We start from the raw sequence: 18672 nt of genomic DNA on the forward strand, positions 1-18672 counted from the left end.
GTGGAGGATATCGCCGCAACGCAGGCGTTGACCTTCACCGTGGCGGGCGAGCGTCTGGCGCTTCCCGCCGCCGATATTGCCGAGGTGATCCGCGCACCGGCGGTGTCTCGGGTACCGCTGGCGCCGCAGAGTCTCGCCGGCGTCGCCAATCTGCGGGGCGCGGTGATCCCGATCGTCTCGCTTTCCGTCCTGCTGGGACGCGACGCGGCGGCGGAGGGGGAGAAAGTGATCATCCTCGGCGGTTCGGCGCCGGTCGGACTCTTTGTCGACCAGGTATCCGCGCTGGTGCCGCTGGCCGGGATCCGGGCCGGCGAGGAGGGCGCGCGCCTGCTCGATCTCCAGCCGCTGCTCGATCCGATTTTCGGCGGCGTGCGTGAAAGCCGATCCGCAACGGCCGGTGCGGGCGCGCCTGCACGTTCGCAGTCGACCGAACAGGCGCTGGAGCATGCCTATGCCAGCTTCGAGATCGCCGGCCAGGAATTCGCGCTGCCGCTCGACGACGTCCACGAGGTGATGCGTCTTCCGGACGATATCGCCGCCATCCCGCGTACCGACGCGGCGATGGTCGGGGTGATTCCGCTGCGAAACCGCCTGCTGCCCTTGCTGTCCTTGCCGGTCCTGCTTGGGCTCGCCGGCGAAGGCGCTTCGCGCGAGCGGCGAATCGTCGTGACGAGGCTCGGCGGAACGCGCGCCGGCCTGATCGTCGACCGACTGCGCGCGATCGCCCGGCTTCCCGAAGCGGATATCGATCCGGTACCCCCAGTGCTGACCCGCGGCCGGCACGAAGCGCAGGTGCAGGCGATCGGGCGGCTCGACCAGGGTGCGAGGCTGATCTCGATCCTGTCCACCGATCACCTCCTGCAGGAGGGACTGGCGGCACAGCTGCACGCGACCGAGGTCGAAGAGGAACGAAGCGTGGATTTGGAAGAGAGCGGCGGCATCGAACAGTTCGTCGTCTTCACGCTGGCGGACGAGGCCTACGGGCTGCCGATCGAAAGCGTCGTCGAAGTCGTGCGCGTGCCTGAACGGCTGACGAAACTGCCCAAGGCACCCGCCTTTGTCGAAGGGATCATGAACCTGCGCGGCAAGGTGATCCCGATCATCGACCAGCGCCGCCGGTTCGAGACGGCACGCGCGGCGGCCTCTCGCGGGCGGATCGTCATCGTTCGCATCGGCGAGGCCGAAGCCGGCTTCATCGTCGATGCCGTTTCCGAGGTCCTGCGCGTGCCTGCCGAACGGCTCCGCATGGCGCCGGAGATCGGCGCGGCGCAGGGCCGGGTGATCGACCGGATCGCCAATCTCGATGCGGAAGGCCGAATGGTGCTGCTCGTCGATCCGCAGGAGCTGCTCGACAGGGCCGAACGGGATCTGCTCGCCGAGATGCGAAAGGCCGACTTGGCACCGTCATGATCCGGCTCCTGATCGTCGACGATTCGCCGCTGATGCGCCGCCTGCTTGGCGACATCTTCGAGGCAGAAGGAGATTTCGCCGTCGCCTTCGCGCGCGACGGAGCGGAGGCGCTCGACAGGCTGCAGAGCTTCGCGCCAGACGTCGTGACGCTCGACATCAACATGCCCCGGATGGACGGTATCACCTGCCTCGATCGGATCATGGTCGAGCGGCCTTGCCCGGTGGTGATGGTCTCGGCGGTCACCGAAGAAGGTGCCGCGGAGACGATGGAAGCGCTGCAACTCGGCGCCGTCGATTTCATTCCCAAGCCCGAGGGCGCGGTGTCGCTCGAGATCGAAACGCTTGCGCCGCGCCTGGTCGAGAAGGTTCGCGCCGCCGCTGGCGCTCGGCTGAAGTCCAGCCTGCGGCTTCGCGACCGGGTCCGGGCCAAAGCTGGGCTGCCGCGCCGGCCGCTGCCCCGCCGCGTTTCGCCCTCGGACTCGAAAATTCCGGCCGCGGCGAAACGCAAGGGGCCGACGGCCGACGGGATCGTTCTGGTGGGGACGTCGACCGGCGGTCCGCAGGCGCTGGATGCCCTGCTCACCGGACTCCCCGGCGACTTCCCCTGGCCGATCCTCGTTGCCCAGCACATGCCCGCCTCCTTCACCGGCGCGCTGGCGCGGCGGTTGGGCGGGATCTGCGCGCTGGCGGTCTCGGAGGTGTTCACGCCGACGCCGGTGAAAGCCGGCAACGTCTACATCGCCCGGGGCGACGCCGACATGATCCTGAGGCGGCAGGGCAGCATTCTGGTCGCGGCGGCCGCGCCCGCCGACGCCGGCTATCGATGGCATCCGAGCGTTGACCGTCTGGTGAGGAGTGCGCTCGACATCGTTTCCGCCGACCGGCTGGTCGGTGTGCTGATGACCGGGATGGGCAATGACGGTGCCGCGGCGATGACCGAACTTCGCCGGCGGGGCGGCCGCACCCTCGCCGAGGCTGAGGAGAGCGCAATCGTGTGGGGCATGCCCGGCGAACTGGTCAAAGCCGGCGGCGCCGACATCGTCGCACCCCTCGAGCAGCTCGGCCGACAGCTGATTCAGACGGTCGCATCCTTGTGAGCGCGGACGATAGCGCACCCGTGTTGAGCGCCGAGGAACTCACCAGGCTCAGCGACTTCGTCTACCAGCGCACCGGCATGCTCTTTGAAGAAAAGAAGCGTTATTATATCGACCGGCGGGTGGCCGAGCGGATCGGCGCCACCGATAGCCGCGATTTTACCGACTATTTCGCCAAGCTGCGGAGCGATCGGCACGAGGCGCAAGCGCTGATCAACAGCTTCACCGTCAACGAGACCTATTTCTATCGCGAAGAGCATCAATTGCGCTGTCTCAGCCGGTCGATCCTGCCGGAGGTCGTCAGGGATCACCGCCCCGGCGATCGCATCCGGATCTGGTCGCTTCCCTGCTCGACCGGAGAGGAGCCTTATTCGATCGCTTTGTGGCTGCTCGAGAATTGGGCGATGGTCGACGTTTACAATATCGAGATCGTCGGCTCTGACATCGATACCAAGGCGGTCGAGGCGGCGCTCCGCGGCCGCTACGGCGCGCGCGCGCTTTCGAAGCTACCGCCGGATGTGCTCGAAACCTATTTCGAGCCCGAGAAGAAGGGCAAGCGGGAGATCATCCAGGACCTCAAGGAATCGGTGACCTTCACCGCAACCAACCTCGTCGACCGCCCCTCGGTCGTCGCGCAAGGCCGGTTCGACGTTATCTTCTGCCGTAACCTGCTCATCTATTTCGATGAGGAAAGCCGCAAGCTTGCGGCCGCGCACCTCCATGAGGCGCTGAACCCGGGTGGCTATCTGTGCCTCGGCCATACCGAGTCGATGAGCCGCATCTCCAATGCCTTCGAACTCCGGCGCTTCGACGATGCGATCGTCTACAGGCGGAACTGATGGACGAATTGTTCGAGCAATTCCTGATCGAAGGGCGCGAGCTGATCGCGCGCGGGACCGAGGATCTGCTTGCCCTCGAAGCCGGGGCGGATGCTGCCGCCCGCATCGACAGCGCCTTTCGCGCCGTCCATACGTTGAAGGGCTCGGTTGCGATCTTCGATCTCGCGCCGATGGCGGCGATGCTTCACGCAGCCGAGGATCTGCTCGGCGCGGCCCGCGGGCGAGGCGGAGCGCTCGGTTCCGAAGCAATACGGGCGCTGCTCGCCTGTCTCGATCGCTGCGATCAGTGGGTGGATGCGCTCGAAGGCTCCGGTGTGCTGCCGCCGGACGCACCCAGGGAGGCGGTCCGGATCGCTAACCAGCTGGCCGCCTGCGATGGCGCCGACGCCGGTGCGTCGATGGCGGGGGAGAGGGGCGATAGGCCGGCCTGGGTCGACGCGCTTCTCGCCCGCCATGCCGACGCGGTTTCCGCTGCTCCCTCCGAGCTCGTCGTGCTGCGCTACACGCCACGTGAGGACTGCTTCTTCAGCGGCGATGATCCGCTGGCGCTCGCCGCGGCCATTCCCGGGCTCGTGGCCTTGGCGGTGGGGCCGCGCGAGCCTTGGCCGACGCTTGCGGACTTCGATCCCTACCGCTGCAACCTCGAGATAGAGGCGATCAGCAGCGCGCCTGCGACCGAGCTCCGGCAGCTGTTCCGCTTTCTTCCGGATCAGGTGGAGATCGTCGACGTCGCCCGACGTGTAGGCGAAGCAGTGGCCGCCCCCGCGACGGGCGACTCGGTGGACGCCGGGTCGCGCACGATCCGGGTCGACGCCGCGCAGATCGATCGTTTGCTCGATCTGATCGGCGAGCTGGTCGTGGCCAAGAACAAGTTCGCCCATCTCGCCGCCGAAGCGGAGCGCGGCGCCGAGCCCGCGGTGCTGGCCGGAGCGATCCGCGCCGCCGGGGCGACGACCGACCGGCTGGTCGCCGGCATGCACGATGCCGTCATGGAGGTGCGGCTGGTGCCGCTCACCCGCGTGTTCCGGCGGCTGTCCCGAATGGTCCGCGATATCTCCGCGCGGCTCGGCCGGGATCTCGATCTCGTCGTCACCGGCGAGGAGACGAGGATCGACAAGGCCCTCGCCGACTCGCTGTTCGAGCCGCTCCTCCACGTCGTCCGCAACGCAATCGATCATGGCGCGGAGTCCGCGGACGCGCGCCGTGCCGCGGGCAAGCCGGAGCGGGCAAGGCTGACGATCGCCGCGCGCAACACAGCCGACCAGATCATGATCGAAATTGCCGACGACGGGGCGGGCATCGATGCCGATCGGGTACGGCGGGTCGCGGTCGAACGCGGCATCGTGGACCTCGCCGCGGCAGACGCGCTCGACGCGGCTGCCGCCATTCAGCTGATCTTCGCGCCCGGCTTTTCGACCGCGGCGGAAGTCACCGAAATCTCCGGGCGCGGCGTCGGCATGGATGCGGTCAAGGCCGCGGCCGAGCGGTTCGGCGGGCGTGTGTCGGTTGCGAGCAGGCGCGGCGAGGGCACCGCGGTCACCTTGCGCCTTCCGGCGACGGCCGCACTGACCACGATCCTGATCGTCGGCTGCGGCGGAGATCGGTTCGCAATCCCCTTCGACGTGGTCGCCGAGACCATTCGCATCCGCCGAGAGCAGGTGAAGCCGGTCGGCGTCGCGCACGCATTCGTGCTGCGGCACCGCACCATCCCTTTGCTTTCGCTCGCCGACCTGTTGGGACTTCCGGCAGAAGATCAGGCGGTCGATCTCAAGATCCTCGTCGTCGACACCGGCAATGGCCCGATCGGAATCGCCGTGGAGGAATTCGGCGAGCGCATCGATGTCATGCTGCGGCCGATGACCGGCCTGCTCGCGAACATGCCCGGCGTGTCCGGAACCACATTGCTGGGCGACGGCAGCGTGCTGCTGGTTCTCGATTTGGGTGAGGTGATCGGATGAGCATCACGTTGCGTGACAAAACCATCCACCTCGAGGGGCGGTGCGGCGTCGAGGAGGCCGAGATTCTGCTCGGCCACTTGTCGACGGCGGACGTGCGAGTCGATCTTGGCGGCTGCGAGCATCTCCATGCCGCTTTGGCACAGCTGTTGATGGCCGCACCGGTGCCGATCACGGGTGAACCAGGTGGATTCCTGGGCACCTGGTTGCTGCCGTTCCTGTCGGCGCAGCCCAATCCGGATGGGAATACGGGATAAAGTCCATTTTTCCATCGCATTGCCCGAGTTATCTGCTTTAGGAAGCGGATTGGTCGGGCGTCTGCCTGATCGAGTTTTCGTTATTCAGGTGCAGAAAGTCTTCATGCCGGTAAACGTCCTCGTCGTCGATGACAGCAAGCTCGCGCGGATCAACGCAGGCAAGGCGCTGACCCAGCTCCAGCCGGATTGGCGCCGGGTGGAGGCGGCAAGCGCTGCCCAGGCCCTCGATATCGTTGCCGCCGAGCCGATCGACATCGCGCTTATCGACTTCAACATGGAAGAGAAAGACGGGCTGACTCTCGCCGGGGAGTTGCGCGACATGCACCCGACGATGCCGATCGCGATCATCACCGCCAATATCCAGGACGAGATCATCGCCCGGGCGCGCGCGCTCAATGCCTCGTTCGTCGCCAAGCCGCTTACTGCCGAAGGGCTGCAGGGCTTCATTTCCGGAGCCTCTCTTCGTCTCAAATCGGTCGGAAAGTGATCGTGGGCGGCATCGAGCTTACCGAGCTCGAGCAGGATGCGCTCACCGAAGTCGTGAATATCGGCGTCAGCCGCGCCGCCGCAGCACTTCGCAAGATGGTCGGCAAGCAGGTCTTGCTGTCGGTCCCAGCGGTCGAGATCGTCACCCGCGAGCGCGCCGCGACCCTGCTCGGCGAGCGCGAAAGCGATGAACTGGTCGCCGTCCGTCAGAGCTTTGCCGGCGCCTTTTCGGGGCGGGCGATGCTGATCTTCCCCGAGGACAACAGCCTGGACCTGGTGCGCGCCGTCACCGGAGACGAGCTGTCGCCCGAGGAAGTCGTCGAAATGGAGGAGGAAGCACTTTCCGAGACCGGCAACGTCATCCTGAACGGCTGCCTCGCCACCATGGCGAACATGCTGAAGCGGCCGCTGACCATGTCCATTCCGGTCGTCTTTCGCGGGGGCGGATCCGATCTGTTCAATCCCGACCCGGAGGCGGGGGAGGATGGCCTGGTGCTGTTCCTGTACATCAATTTCACGGTGCTCGAGCGCAATCTGCGCGGCTACATCGCCATGATGATGGACATGCCGTCGCTGGCGACCCTCAAGGATCTGTTGGGTCAGTTCATCGCGGAGGTTGTGGGCGAGGCGCCGCAATGACCGGATGTCCTTGCCTTGACTGAGACTCCCCCGGATCTCACCGGCCTGTTCGGCACGACGGCCCTGCGCGAGCCGGGAACGCTCGCCGATCTCGGCGAACGGCTCAACGTTTCGCTGGCCGCGGCGGGTGCCGCCGGCGCCTGGGACTGGGACATCGAGGCCGCCCGCCTTTACTTCGATCCCCGTCTGGCGGCGCTCTATGGCATTGACGCGGAAAAGGCGGCTCAGGGGCTGCCGACGGATACGTTCTTCGCCGCGATCGATCCCTCCGATGCGCCGCGCATTCGCATCGCCGTCGCCGGCATGCTCCATGGCGCCGAGGTTTTCCTGAAGAGCTACCGCCTGCGTGCCGCAGACCGATCGGTACGCTGGGTCGAGGCACACGGCCGTTGTCATTATGATCTGAACGAGCGGCCGGTTCGCTTTTCCGGGATTCTGATCGACGTCACGGCGCGCCAGCGGATCGAGGAGCGTCTTCGCATCGCCCAGAGCGCAGGCGGTGTTGGTACCTTCGAGCATGTGCCGGGCTTCGGGACGGTCGCCGTCTCCGAGCAATTCTGCCGTCTGCTCGGCCTCCACCCCGCTGGGGTCCTGCCGGTGGCCACGGTCAACCGCACCGTCAACGAAGGCCAGCCGCCGCTCTTCGACGGGGTGACCAATCCGGAGCACGGAGTCGATTACGCCGAAATCTGCATCCGCCGCGCCGATGACGGCGTGCAGCGCTGGATCGCCCTCCGGGGTGAAGCGGTTCGCGACATCGAGGGCGGCGGCGTTCGCCATGTCGGCGTGATCTACGATATCACCGAATCCCGTCACACTCAGGAGCAGCTCCGCGAGCTGAACGAGACGCTCGAGGCGCGGGTCGAGGAAGAGATTGCGAGCCGCAAGGAGGCCGAGGACGCACTCCGCCAGGCACAGAAGATGGAAGCGGTCGGCCAGCTGACCGGTGGCATCGCCCATGATTTCAACAATCTGCTGACCGTGATCATCGGCAATATCGACATGGCGACGCGGCGCCTGGCCGAGGACGCCGACGCGCGCGTCGGTCGCGCGCTCGGCAACGCCCTCAAGAGCTCGGAGCGTGCTGCATCGCTGACCCAGCGCCTGCTCGCTTTCTCGCGCCGCCAGCCGCTCGATCCCAAGAAGGTCAATCTTGGGCGTCTGGTCGACGGGATGAACGATCTGCTGACCCGCACCCTCGGCGAGCGGATTTCGTTGAGGACGCGGATCGCGCCGGATCTGTGGCGCGTCGAGGTCGATGCCAACCAGCTCGAGAATGCGATCCTCAACCTGGTCGTCAACGCCCGGGATGCCATGGACGGTACCGGGAGCCTCACCGTCGCCGCGACCAACGAGCGGGTGACCGCGCCTTCCGCCCACTCCTCGATGCAAATCGGGGATTATGTCGCAATCTCGATCTCGGACACCGGCGGCGGCATGGACGAGGCGACGATCGCGCGCGCCTTCGATCCGTTCTTCACCACAAAGGAAGTCGGCAAGGGGACCGGCCTCGGCTTGTCGATGGTCTACGGCTTCGTTCACCAATCGGGCGGCGAAGTGGAGATCCGATCCACCGTCGGGGAAGGCACGACGATCAGGATTCTGCTTCCGCGCCTCCACGGTTCTCATGTCGAGGGTGAGGATCAGGTGGCGCAGGAGGCGAAGCAGGGCCGGCTCAGCGAGACGATCCTGGTCGTCGAGGATGACGAGGATGTCCGCAATTATGCGGTCGAGGGGCTTCGCGAGCTCGGCTACGCGGTGCTGGAGGCGCGCGATCCCGCGCATGCGATGGACGTCCTGCGCCACAGCGGCAAGGCGATCGCTTTGGTTCTCACCGACGTGATCATGCCCGGCATGACTGGTCGCGAGCTTGCGGAAACCGCACGGGTCTTCTCGCCCGGCCTGCGCATCCTCTACATGTCCGGCTATCCGCGCGACGTGATCGTCCGCGACGGGCGGCTCGAGCCCGGCGTCGACCTCCTCCCCAAGCCGTTCACCTATCAGGCGCTTGCCGCCAAGGTGCGGGAAATGCTTGACGATTGATCGTCTCCCTTGAAGCGCGCACGCCGCATCGGCGGCAGCGGCGGGTTGAACCCTCTGCCGGGGCGGCCTAAGGCCCAGCTCCCGTGACCTCCTCCCGTTTTTCCTTCTCGATCGCCGCGACCGACGGCGCCGCCCGCACCGGCACGATCTCGATGCTGCGCGGCGACATCCGCACGCCTGCCTTCATGCCGGTCGGCACCGCCGCGACGGTGAAGGCGATGAAGCCCGCCGACGTCCGCGCGGCCGGCGCCGACATCATCCTCGGCAACACCTACCATCTCATGCTTCGCCCCGGTGCCGAGCGCGTGGCGCGCCTGGGCGGACTGCACAAATTCATGCAATGGGATCGCCCGATCCTTACCGACAGCGGCGGCTATCAGGTGATGAGCCTGTCCGAGCTCACCAAGAAAAGCGAGGATGGGGTTCGCTTCAAGAGCCATATCGACGGCTCCGCGCACATGATCACGCCGGAACGCTCGATGGAGATCCAGCGCCTGCTCGGCAGCGACATCGTCATGGCGTTCGACGAATGCACCTCCTATCCCTCGACCCGCGACTCGGCTGCGGCCTCGATGGAGCGATCGATGCGGTGGGCCAGACGCTCGCGCGACGGCTTCGATTCGGGCGGGGAGCATGCCGCCCGGTCCGCTCTGTTCGGCATCCAGCAGGGCGCGATGGAAGAGGATCTTCGCAAGATTTCTGCCGAGAAGCTGATCGAGATCGGCTTCGACGGCTATGCCGTCGGCGGCCTGGCGGTCGGCGAGGGGCAGGAGATCATGTTCCGCACCCTCGACTTCGCAGCGCCGATGCTTCCGGCGGATCGGCCGCGTTATCTGATGGGCGTCGGCAAGCCCGACGACATCGTCGGCGCGGTCGAGCGTGGCATCGACATGTTCGATTGCGTGCTGCCGACCCGATCCGGGCGCACCGGACAGGCCTTCACCCGCAGCGGCCCGATCAACATCAAGAATGCGAAGTTCGGCGAGGACGAGCGCCCGCTCGATCCGGATTGCGCCTGTCCGGTCTGCGCCATCTGGTCGCGCGCCTATATCCACCACCTCGTTCGCGCCGGAGAGATATTGGGCGCGATGCTGATGACCGAGCACAATATCCAGTTCTATCAGGCACTGATGGCGGACCTCCGCGCGGCCATCGCAGGCGGCCGGCTCACCCCGTTCGCCGACGATTTCCGCGCGCGCTATCTCGGCCGCTGATCGAAGCCTCGCGTCGGTTTGTCCCGATGCGGTTGCAAAAATCGGGTTCTCCGCCCATTTCGTGGGCTTAGCGGGTGCGGCTGTTGGCGAGCCCCTCTCTCGTTGCGCGAAGCTGTTGCACCCTGCTTTGCTTGCCACGCACGGCTACGGGGACTAAAGGGCCCGACCTTTCTGGAGTAGTGGATGCTGTCGTCGACTGCCGCATTGCCCGCCCTGGAGGCAGACGCGTCTCCAAAGCGTCAATGGCCGGCGGCGATTCTGCTCGGGCTGGCGGCTCTTCTTTGGCTGATCGCGGGCTTTAGCCTGACAGGTCTGCAACCGCAGCGCGCACTTCCCCATGCCGCCACTCCCGGTGCCAAGCCGCACATACCCGGCCTCGGCATACCGCCGGAGCCCGAGCCGATGCGCTTCCGCGACGTCGCTCCCTCTGACGCGCTGACGATCAATGCCGCGGTTCCGATCTCCGACCTTCCCAATCCCGCCGCGCGGCCGTTCGGCGTCAGCTTTGCGACGCCGGTCGATCGGCTGCGTGCGCTCGAATGTCTGACCGCGGCCGTCTATTACGAGGCGGCGACCGAACCGGTCGATGGCCAGCGTGCCGTTGCCCAGGTGGTGCTCAATCGCGCCCGCCATCCGGCTTACCCACGCAGCGTCTGCGGCGTCGTCTTCCAGGGCTCGGAGCGGGCGACCGGCTGCCAGTTCACCTTCACCTGCGACGGCGCCATTCGCCGCACGCCGATGGCCGCCTTGTGGGCGCGGGCGCGCGCGATCGCCGAGGAAGCGCTTGCGGGCAAGGTCTACGCGCCGGTCGGCTGGGCGACCCATTACCACACCAATTGGGTCGTGCCCTATTGGAGCTCGAGCCTGACCAAGCTCGCCAATGTCGGAACCCACATTTTCTATCGCTGGGAAGGCGGCTGGGGCCGTCCGCCGGCGTTCCGCTTCCGTCCTGCCGGGCTCGAGCCGCAGATCGCGCTGATGCGTTCGCTGACGTCGGATCCGTCGAGCCTGGCCGGCGCCGTCGAGACGACCACCGACGAAGCCGCCGCGCTGGCTGCAGCCGAGGCTGCGGCCAAGGGCGAATTGCCGCCGGGCGTGGTTCCCGCCACGTCGGCCGCCGGCGCGCTCACCTCCGACATCAGCAAGCGGCCGGTGATCCGCCGCTACGAGCCGATGACCCGCGAGGCGGCGACCGAAGCGGCCCTGGCGCGGGGCGGCGATCCAGCCAGCAAGAGCCTCCATTGGGCGCTCTCCGGCCTGCCGGCGCCTGCCGGCTCGGCCCCGGCCGCCAAGCCTGCGGCCCCGGGTGCCGCGTCCAAGACCGAGGCTGCACCGGCGGCTTCGAAATGTCTCGAGGGCGTGCGCAAGCTGCCAAGCGCGACGCAAGGAACTGCGCAGCCTCAGGCCTGCTGATCAGCCCGCGCCGTTCCGGGATGCGCGGCGAAGCTGATAACGCTGGAGCTTGCCGGTCGCCGTCTTCGGCAGGGCGCTGACGAACTCGATCTCGCGCGGATATTTGTAGGGTGCGATCGTCGCCTTCACATGCGCCTGCAGGATCGCGGCGAGCTCCGCTCCCGCATCGTGGCCCGAGGCCGCGACGATGAACGCTTTCACCTTCTGGCCGCGTTCCTCGCAGGCCACGCCGATCACCGCGCATTCCTCCACCGCGGGGTGCGCATAGAGGGCATTCTCCACCTCGGGCGCGGCGATGTTGTACCCGGACGAGATGATCATGTCGTCGGAGCGGGCGACATACCAGAAATAGCCGTCCTCGTCGGCACGGTAGGTGTCGCCGGTGACGTTCCAGCCCTCCTGGACATAGAGACGCTGGCGCGGATCGTCGAAATAGCGGCAGCCTGTCGGACCCTTTACGGCCAGGCGGCCGGTGCCAGCAACGAGCGGTCTTCCCTCCGGATCGAGGATGCAGGCGCGGTAGCCGGGCACCGCCTTGCCGGTCGCGCCGGGCCGGATGTCGCTGCCGCCCGCGGAGATGAAGACGTGCATCATTTCGGTCGCGCCGATCCCGTCGACGATTTCGATGCCGGTGGCGTCATGCCAGGCGTGCCAGGTGGCGGCGGGGAGATGCTCGCCGGCCGAGACGCAGGTCCGAAGGCCCGGCAACCGGCTGCCACCGAGCGTGCCGAGCATCGCCTTATAGGCCGTGGGCGCGGTGCCGAGGGTGGTGACCGCATGCCGTGCGATCGCGTCCAGCAACGGTGCCGGTCCGGGCTGCTCGATCGTCACTGCGGTGCCGGCGAAGCGCCACGGGAAGATGAGCAGCATGCCGAGCCCGAAGGTGAAGGCGATCGGAGCCGAGCAGGTCCAGCGATCGCCGGCGCGGGGCCGCAGGATGTGGCGCGCGAAGCTGTCGGCGCAGGCGAGGATGTCGCGATGATAGTGGACGCAGCCCTTGGGATTGCCGGTGGTGCCCGAGGTAAAGGCGATGAGGGCGACGTCGTCGCCGGCGGTGTCGACCGGCTGGAAGTCGGCCGTGACGCTGCGCAGTCTCTCCTCGAGCGCGCCGTTGCCGCTGTCGCCGTCATAGACCAGGGTCGAGCGGATCAGCCCGCCTGCCGCCGCGGCGACTGCGAAATCCTCGAGGCAGCGGCGATCGACGATGGCGTGGCTGATCCGGGCGCGGCCGATGATCGTGCCGAGTTCGAGCGGGCGCAGGATCGGCATGGTCGCGACGACGATGCCGCCGGCCTTGAGCACGCCGAGCCATGCCGCGAACAGCATCGCCCCATTGAGACCGCGCAGCAGCACCCGATTGCCGGGCACCAGGCCTTCCTCCTCGGTCAGCAGGCGCGCGATGCGGTTCGAGAGCGCCCGTATCTCGCCGTAGGTCCAGGTGCCCGCGTCGTTCAGAACGGCCAATGCCTCGTCGGCGCCGGTGCCGATCAACTCGGCGGCAGCATTGAAGCGCTCGGGGTAGCGGAGCTCGGGCAGATCGAAGAGAAATTCCGGCTGCTGCTCCGGTGGCGGCAGGCGATCCCGCACGAACGTGTCGAGATGCGCCGTGCGCGGCATCAATCCGGTACCACCGCCGTGGTTTCGATCTCGACGCGGGCATAATCCTCGACCAGGCGCGACACCTGGACCACCGCCATCGCCGGATAATTGTGGCCCATGATCTCGCGCCAGGCCGCGCCGATCGAGGTCAGGCTCTGCCGGTAATCCTCGCAGCTGGTGACGTAGCAGGTCATCCGCACGATATGCTCCGCGCCGGCGCCATCCTCGGCCAGGATCGCCAGCGTGTTGCGCAGCACCTGGGCGAACTGACCGGCGAGATCGTGCGCGACGAAGCGCTCGGTCTCGTCCCAGCCGACTACACCCGCGGTGAAGATCATGCGGCCCTTGGCACTGATCCCGTTCGAATAGCCCTTGGGCCGCGGCCAGCCCGGCGGGAGCAAGGTCCTCATCTCCGGTGCTCCGCCAGATGGGCGCGGGCGATCACGATCTTCTGCACTTCGGAGGCTCCCTCGTAGATGCGCAAGGCCCTGATCTCCCGATAGAGACGTTCGACCGCGGCGCCGCGGGTGACGCCGAGGCCTCCGAAGATCTGCACCGCCTTGTCGATCACGTCTTGCGCGCTGTCTGTGGCGTGGAGTTTGGCGAGCGCCGCCTCGCGGCTGTTGCGCTGACGCTTGACGTCGCGGAGCCAGGCCGCGCGGTAGATCAGCAGCGCGGACGTTTCGACGTCGAGCACCATCTCGGCGAGCTTCGACTGGGTGATCGGATTGTCGGCGAGCATTCCGCCGCCGAGCCGCCGCGTCAGCGCGCGCCCGGTCGCCTCGGCGAGCGCGCGGCGGGCAAAGCCGAGGGCAGCGGCGCCGACGGTGGTACGGAAGATATCGAGCGTTGCCATCGCCTGAGCGAAGCCGCGGCCCGCTTCGCCGAGAATGGCATTGCCCGGGAGCCGCATCGCCGAGAACCGCAGAGTGGCGAGCGGGTGGGGGGCGATCACCTCGATCCGTTCGCCGTCGTCGAGCCCCGGAGTCCCGCGATCGACGAGAAAGGCCGAAAGACCCTTGGCACCAGACGCTTCGCCGGTGCGCGCGAACAGAATGTAGTAATCGGCGATGCCGCCGTTCGAGATATAGGTCTTGACCCCGTCGACGATCCAACCGCCGTCGGTTGCGACGGCAGCCGTCTCGATCGCGGCGACGTCCGATCCCGACTCGGGTTCGGTCAGCGCGAACGCGGCGATCTTCTCGCCGCGGCCGACGGCGGGAAGATAGGTCTGTTTCTGCGCGTCGCTGCCGAACAGGCTGATCGTGCCCGATCCGAGCCCCTGCATGGCGAAGGCGAAATCGGCGAGCCCGGAGTGGCGGGCGAGCGTTTCGCGGATCAGCGCCAGCGATCGAACGTCGAGCGTCTCGTGCATGCCGCCATAAGCGGCGGGCACGCAATAACGAAGCCAACCCGCCGCCCCGAGCCTTGCAACGAGATCGCGGCAGGCGGCGTCGACGTCCGCGGGCTCGTCATCGTCGAGCGCGGCGACGCACCAGGCTTCGAGCTTTTCGGCGAGCACGCGATGGCTGTCGTCGAAGAACGGCCAATCGAGAAAGGAGAGATTGGCTTTCACGTCTGACTCGCCTGCCTGCCACCGAAGGGGGTACTGGTCTCCGATTGCCCCTCTCCCACTTGGGGAGTGGGAGGGGCCCGCCCGGCGCCAGCCGGGTGGGACGGTGAGGGCAGTCTAATCACCCTCGAACTCCGGCGTGCGCTTTGCCGCGAAGGCTTCGAAGGCGCGGCGGAAGTCGTTGGTCGCCATGCAGATCGCCTGGGCCTGGGCTTCCATCTCGATCGCAGTCTCCAGGCTGACGTTCCATTCCATGGCGAGCTGGGTTTTGGTGATGCCGTGGGCGAAGGTCGGCCCGTCGGCGAGGCCGTGGGCGAGTGCCTGAGCTTCGGCGAGCAGCGCCTCGCGGGGAACGAGCCGGTTGTGGAAGCCCCAGCGTTCGCCTTCCTCGGCGGTCATCACCCGGCCGGTGAACAGCAATTCGCTGGCGCGGCCCTGGCCGATGATGCGCGGCAGGATCGCGCAGGCACCCATGTCGCAGCCGGCGAGGCCGACGCGGGTGAACAGGAAGGCGGTCTTCGCCTCGGGGGTGGCGAGGCGGATGTCGGAGGCCATTGCGACGATCGCGCCCGCGCCGACGCAGATGCCGTCGATGGCGGTGACGATCGGCTGCGGGCAGGCGCGCATCGCCTTGACGAGGTCGCCGGTCATCCGGGTGAAATCGAGCAGGCCGGGCATCGCCCGCTCGGTGAGCGGCCCGATGATCTCGTGCACGTCGCCGCCGGAGCTGAAATTTCCGCCGGCTCCGGCGATCACCACCGCCTTGACGGTGCGGGCACCGACGAGGGCCCGGAAGGTGTCGCGCAGCTCGGCATAGCTTTCGAAGGTGAGCGGGTTCTTGCGCTTGGGCCGGTTCAGTGTGATCGTCGCGACGCCGCCGTCGAACGTCCACAGGAAGTGCGCGGGCACGAAGTCTTCCGGATCGAACCTCACATCACCTCTCCGCCGGCAACCGCGATCGCCTGGCCGTTGACCGCGCCGCTCTCCGGCAGGCACAGCCAGAGCACGGTGGCGGCAACCTCGTCGGGAGTGACAAGCCGTCCCTGCGGATTGAATTTGGTGAGCTCGGCACGCGCATCGGCCTCGCTGCGGCCGGTCTTGGCCGCAATGTTCGCCACCGCTTCCTCGACGATGTCGGTCGCGGTGAAGCCGGGGCAGACGGCGTTGGCGGTGGTTCCGGTGCGCGCGAGCTCGATCGCCAGCGCGCGCATCAGGCCGATCGCGCCGTGCTTGGCGGCGACATACGGCGCAGCATAGGCATAGCCCTTGAGCCCGGCGGTCGAGGCGATGGTGACGATGCGGCCATTCTCCGCCGCGGTCACATCGGCGAGGGCCGCCTGGCAGCACAGCATCACGGCGTCGAGATTGACCGCCATGATTCCGCGCCAGATTTGGGCGCTGACCTTCCCGAAGGGCGCGGCCTGCGCCGCACCCGCATTGTTGACGAGGATGGTGATCGGGCCGTGGGCGGCGCGCGCGGCGGCGAACGCGACTTCGACATCGGAATGGACGGTGACATCGGCGGTTGCGGTTGCGACCTTGGTCCCGCCGGCGCGGAGTGCGTCGGCCGTCCGTTCGAGAACATCTTGGCGGCGGCCGAGCAGGGTAAGCTTGGCGCCTTCGGAGGCAAGCGCGTGGGCGATGGCCGCGCCAATGCCGGTACCTCCGCCTGTGATGAGCGCGTGGTGATTGGCGAGCTTCATTGCGACCCCTCACCCTCCCGAGCCTTGCGGCTTGGGCCTTCCCCTCTCCCCAGATGGGAGAGTGGAAGGCAGCGGTCAAAAAGTCCCTCTCCCACGTGGGGAGAGGGAGGGGCCTGCCGCGAAGCGGCGCGAGGGTGAGGGATGTTCGTCACCCGCGCACCTCCGCGTCCCTGGCAAGATTCCGCGCCAGCTGCGCCATCCCCGGCAGATAAGGGGGCGGCACCGCTACGCCGCGATAGCCGTGGCCGGCGGCGGCACGCAGGGTCCACATCGGATCGACAAGATGCGGCCGGGCGAGCGCGACCAGGTCGGCGCGGCCGGCGGCGAGGATCGAGTTGGCGTGATCCGGTTCGTAGATGTTGCCCACCGCCATCGTCGCGACATGGCCTTCGTTGCGGATACGATCGGCGAACGGGGTCTGGAACATGCGTCCGTAGACGGGCTGGCATTCGGCCCAGGTCTGGCCTGCGGAGACGTCGATCAGATCGGCGCCCGCTTCGGCGAAGGCGCGGCCGATCTCGACGGCCTCGGCCGGGGTGACGCCGTCCTCCCCCATCCAGTCGTTGGCGGAGATGCGGACCGACATCGGCTTCTCCGCCGGCCACGCCGCCCGCATCGCGGCGAACACCTCCAGCGGGAAGCGCAGCCGGTTGGCGAGGCTGCCGCCATAGTCGTCGGTGCGACGGTTGGTGAGCGGGGTGATGAAGCTCGACAGCAGATAGCCGTGGGCACAGTGGAGTTCGACCATGTCGAAGCCGGCCTCGTGCCCGCGCAGCGTGGCCGTGACGAACTGATCGCGGACTCGATCCATGTCGCTTCGCGTCATCGGCTGCGGCACCGGGTTGGCGGCGCTCCATGGCACGTCGGATGCGGCCATGACCGGCCAGTTGCCGCCGTCCAGCGGCACGTCATAGCCTTCCCAGCCGACGCGGGTGGAGCCTTTCGGGCCGGAATGGCCCAGCTGCAGGCAGAATTTGGCACGGCTGTTCGCGTGAATGAAGTCGGCGATGCGCCGCCATGCAGCGACATGCTCCGGCGCGTAGAGGCCGGCGCAACCGGGGCTGATCCGAGCTTCGGCCGAGACGCAGGTCATCTCGGTGTAGACGAGCCCGGCGCCGCCCTGCGCCCGGGCGCCGTAGTGGACGAGGTGGAAGTCGTTCGGTGTTCCGTCGGTGGCCGAATAGGTCGCCATCGGGGAGACGACGATCCGGTTTTCCAGCCCCATCTCGCGCAGCCGATAGGGCGCGAACATCGGCGGCGCGGGATCGTTGACCGGCACGCCCAGCGCCCGCGCCTGGAACCAGCGCTCGACGCCTTCGAGCCACTGCCGATCCCGCAGCCTCAGATTCTCGTGGCTGACCCGCTGCGATCGGGTGAGCAGCGAATAAGCGAACTGGATCGGCTCGAACGGGAGGTACCGGTCAATCGTCTCGAACCATTCGGTGGAATTGCGGGCGCTGTTCTGGAGCTTGAGCACCTCGACGCTGCGCTCGGCCTGGTATTCGGCAAGCGCCGCCTCTCGCGACAGGCCGGGGCGGTTGAGCACTTCGGCAAGCTTGATCGCATCCTCGAGGGCAAGCTTGGTTCCGGATCCGATCGAGAAATGGGCGGTGTGCGCCGCATCGCCGAGTAGGATCAGATTGCCGTGCGACCATCGGTCGCAGACGATCCGGCGGAAGTTGAGCCAAGCTTCGGGACCCGGCAAGTGCCGCGCGTTCGAGAGAAGCGCATGACCATCGAGATAGCGGGCGAAGATCGTCTCGCAGAGCGCGATCGCCTGCTCCTGGTCCATCGCATCGAGGCCGAGCCCGGCCCAGGTCTCCGGCGCCATTTCGACGATGAAGGTCGATTGGCCCTCGCCGAAGCGGTAGGCGTGCGCCCAGACCCACCCCGCCTCGGTCTGTTCGAAGGCGAAGGTGAAGGCGTCGAACACTTTGGACGTGCCGAACCAGAAGAATTTGTTGCGGCGGACATCGACATCAACCCCGAAATGCTCGGCGTAACGGCTGCGCACGCGGCTGTTTGCGCCATCGGCGGCTATGACGAGATCGTAACCGCGCCACGCTTCCAGTGCAGGCTCCGCCTCATGCTCGAAGTGGAGCACGACGCCGAGGTCGCAGGCACGGTCCTGCAGGATCCTGAGCAATCGCTTGCGGCCGATACCGATGAAGCCGTGGCCGGAGGAGCGGATCGTCTCGCCGTGCACATGCACGTCGATATCGTCCCAATGGGCGAATTCGCGGCGGATGACGGCACCCGAGGCGGAATCGTTGGCCATCAGGTTTTTGACGGTCTGATCGGAGAAGACGACCCCCCAGCCGAACGTGTCGTCGGCGCGGTTGCGCTCGAACAAATCGATTTCATGCGCGGGATCGCGCAGCTTCATCGATATCGCGAAATAGAGCCCGGCAGGTCCTCCGCCGAGGCACGCGATCCGCATCCAACGC

Annotated in this window: 16 protein-coding genes; 10 read left to right on the forward strand and 6 right to left on the reverse strand. The window is 67.3% G+C overall.

Translation table 11 applies throughout. The features are described from left to right. The 10 genes from C7I55_RS01300 to C7I55_RS01345 all read left to right on the forward strand — a co-directional run bounded on the left by C7I55_RS01300 (position 1) and on the right by C7I55_RS01345 (position 11350). Positions 1–1410 carry a chemotaxis protein CheW gene (locus C7I55_RS01300; RefSeq protein WP_158266230.1) on the forward strand — a complete coding sequence of 470 codons (1410 nt, stop codon included), beginning with the start codon at positions 1–3 and terminating at the stop codon, positions 1408–1410. After that, entirely contained in the window at positions 1407–2507 is a 1101-nt protein-coding gene (gene cheB / locus C7I55_RS01305) for a chemotaxis-specific protein-glutamate methyltransferase CheB (protein WP_106511083.1), read from the forward strand. Before C7I55_RS01300 ends, cheB begins: the two co-directional genes overlap by 4 nt. A 20-nt stretch (positions 2508–2527) precedes the next feature. Then, on the forward strand, positions 2528–3343 hold the full coding sequence (locus C7I55_RS01310; RefSeq protein ID WP_233221981.1) for a CheR family methyltransferase: 816 nt from the start codon (positions 2528–2530) through the stop codon (positions 3341–3343). Next, positions 3343–5301, forward strand: a complete 1959-nt coding sequence (locus C7I55_RS01315) for a chemotaxis protein CheA (RefSeq protein WP_106511084.1) — start codon at positions 3343–3345, stop codon at positions 5299–5301. Before C7I55_RS01310 ends, C7I55_RS01315 begins: the two co-directional genes overlap by 1 nt. After that, positions 5298–5555, forward strand: a complete 258-nt coding sequence (locus tag C7I55_RS01320; RefSeq protein WP_106511085.1) for a hypothetical protein — start codon at positions 5298–5300, stop codon at positions 5553–5555. Before C7I55_RS01315 ends, C7I55_RS01320 begins: the two co-directional genes overlap by 4 nt. A 103-nt stretch (positions 5556–5658) precedes the next feature. Further along, positions 5659–6042 carry a response regulator transcription factor gene (locus C7I55_RS01325; RefSeq protein WP_106511622.1) on the forward strand — a complete coding sequence of 128 codons (384 nt, stop codon included), beginning with the start codon at positions 5659–5661 and terminating at the stop codon, positions 6040–6042. A gap of 2 nt (positions 6043–6044) precedes the next feature. Further along, the gene (locus C7I55_RS01330) at positions 6045–6680 is read left to right on the forward strand and encodes a chemotaxis protein CheX (protein ID WP_332888396.1); all 636 of its coding nucleotides are present in this window, start codon (positions 6045–6047) and stop codon (positions 6678–6680) included. Between the two features lie 15 nt (positions 6681–6695). Next, positions 6696–8723, forward strand: coding sequence for a hybrid sensor histidine kinase/response regulator (locus C7I55_RS01335; protein ID WP_233221982.1), 2028 nt, complete (start codon positions 6696–6698; stop codon positions 8721–8723). Positions 8724–8806: 83 nt separating this feature from the next. Next, positions 8807–9937, forward strand: coding sequence for a tRNA guanosine(34) transglycosylase Tgt (gene tgt / locus C7I55_RS01340; RefSeq protein WP_106511087.1), 1131 nt, complete (start codon positions 8807–8809; stop codon positions 9935–9937). A gap of 183 nt (positions 9938–10120) precedes the next feature. After that, the gene (locus tag C7I55_RS01345) at positions 10121–11350 is read left to right on the forward strand and encodes a cell wall hydrolase (RefSeq protein ID WP_233221983.1); all 1230 of its coding nucleotides are present in this window, start codon (positions 10121–10123) and stop codon (positions 11348–11350) included. On the opposite strand, the gene C7I55_RS01350 is transcribed toward C7I55_RS01345, so the two are convergent. The 6 genes from C7I55_RS01350 to C7I55_RS01375 form a co-directional block, all read right to left on the reverse strand. Next, positions 11351–12967, reverse strand: coding sequence for an AMP-binding protein (locus C7I55_RS01350; RefSeq protein WP_106511088.1), 1617 nt, complete (start codon positions 12965–12967; stop codon positions 11351–11353). Beyond that, on the reverse strand, positions 12967–13359 hold the full coding sequence (locus C7I55_RS01355) for a RidA family protein (protein WP_106511089.1): 393 nt from the start codon (positions 13357–13359) through the stop codon (positions 12967–12969). The genes C7I55_RS01350 and C7I55_RS01355 overlap by 1 nt, the downstream gene beginning before the upstream one ends. After that, entirely contained in the window at positions 13356–14525 is a 1170-nt protein-coding gene (locus tag C7I55_RS01360) for an acyl-CoA dehydrogenase family protein (RefSeq protein ID WP_106511090.1), read from the reverse strand. The genes C7I55_RS01355 and C7I55_RS01360 overlap by 4 nt, the downstream gene beginning before the upstream one ends. A 114-nt stretch (positions 14526–14639) precedes the next feature. Continuing rightward, positions 14640–15455, reverse strand: a complete 816-nt coding sequence (locus C7I55_RS01365; protein ID WP_106511091.1) for an enoyl-CoA hydratase family protein — start codon at positions 15453–15455, stop codon at positions 14640–14642. Next, entirely contained in the window at positions 15452–16225 is a 774-nt protein-coding gene (locus C7I55_RS01370) for an SDR family NAD(P)-dependent oxidoreductase (RefSeq protein WP_106511092.1), read from the reverse strand. Before C7I55_RS01370 ends, C7I55_RS01365 begins: the two co-directional genes overlap by 4 nt. A 148-nt stretch (positions 16226–16373) precedes the next feature. Further along, a complete protein-coding gene (locus C7I55_RS01375) occupies positions 16374–18665 on the reverse strand; it encodes a bifunctional salicylyl-CoA 5-hydroxylase/oxidoreductase (RefSeq protein ID WP_106511093.1) in 2292 nt (763 codons plus the stop codon). Between the last annotated feature and the right edge of the window lie 7 nt (positions 18666–18672).

Origin of the sequence: Allosphingosinicella deserti (genome assembly GCF_003012735.1) — a bacterium.
Classification (GTDB): domain Bacteria; phylum Pseudomonadota; class Alphaproteobacteria; order Sphingomonadales; family Sphingomonadaceae; genus Allosphingosinicella; species Allosphingosinicella deserti.

Bases quoted from the DNA above. Each gene is read 5' to 3' on its own strand.
- cheB (WP_106511083.1), top strand. From the start codon at position 1,407: ATGATCCGGCTCCTGATCGTCGACGATTCGCCGCTGATGCGCCGCCTG.
- C7I55_RS01315 (WP_106511084.1), top strand. From the start codon at position 3,343: ATGGACGAATTGTTCGAGCAATTCCTGATCGAAGGGCGCGAGCTGATC.
- C7I55_RS01320 (WP_106511085.1), top strand. From the start codon at position 5,298: ATGAGCATCACGTTGCGTGACAAAACCATCCACCTCGAGGGGCGGTGC.
- C7I55_RS01325 (WP_106511622.1), top strand. From the start codon at position 5,659: ATGCCGGTAAACGTCCTCGTCGTCGATGACAGCAAGCTCGCGCGGATC.
- C7I55_RS01345 (WP_233221983.1), top strand. From the start codon at position 10,121: ATGCTGTCGTCGACTGCCGCATTGCCCGCCCTGGAGGCAGACGCGTCT.
- C7I55_RS01350 (WP_106511088.1), bottom strand. From the start codon at position 12,967: ATGCCGCGCACGGCGCATCTCGACACGTTCGTGCGGGATCGCCTGCCG.
- C7I55_RS01355 (WP_106511089.1), bottom strand. From the start codon at position 13,359: ATGAGGACCTTGCTCCCGCCGGGCTGGCCGCGGCCCAAGGGCTATTCG.
- C7I55_RS01370 (WP_106511092.1), bottom strand. From the start codon at position 16,225: ATGAAGCTCGCCAATCACCACGCGCTCATCACAGGCGGAGGTACCGGC.
- C7I55_RS01375 (WP_106511093.1), bottom strand. From the start codon at position 18,665: ATGCGGATCGCGTGCCTCGGCGGAGGACCTGCCGGGCTCTATTTCGCG.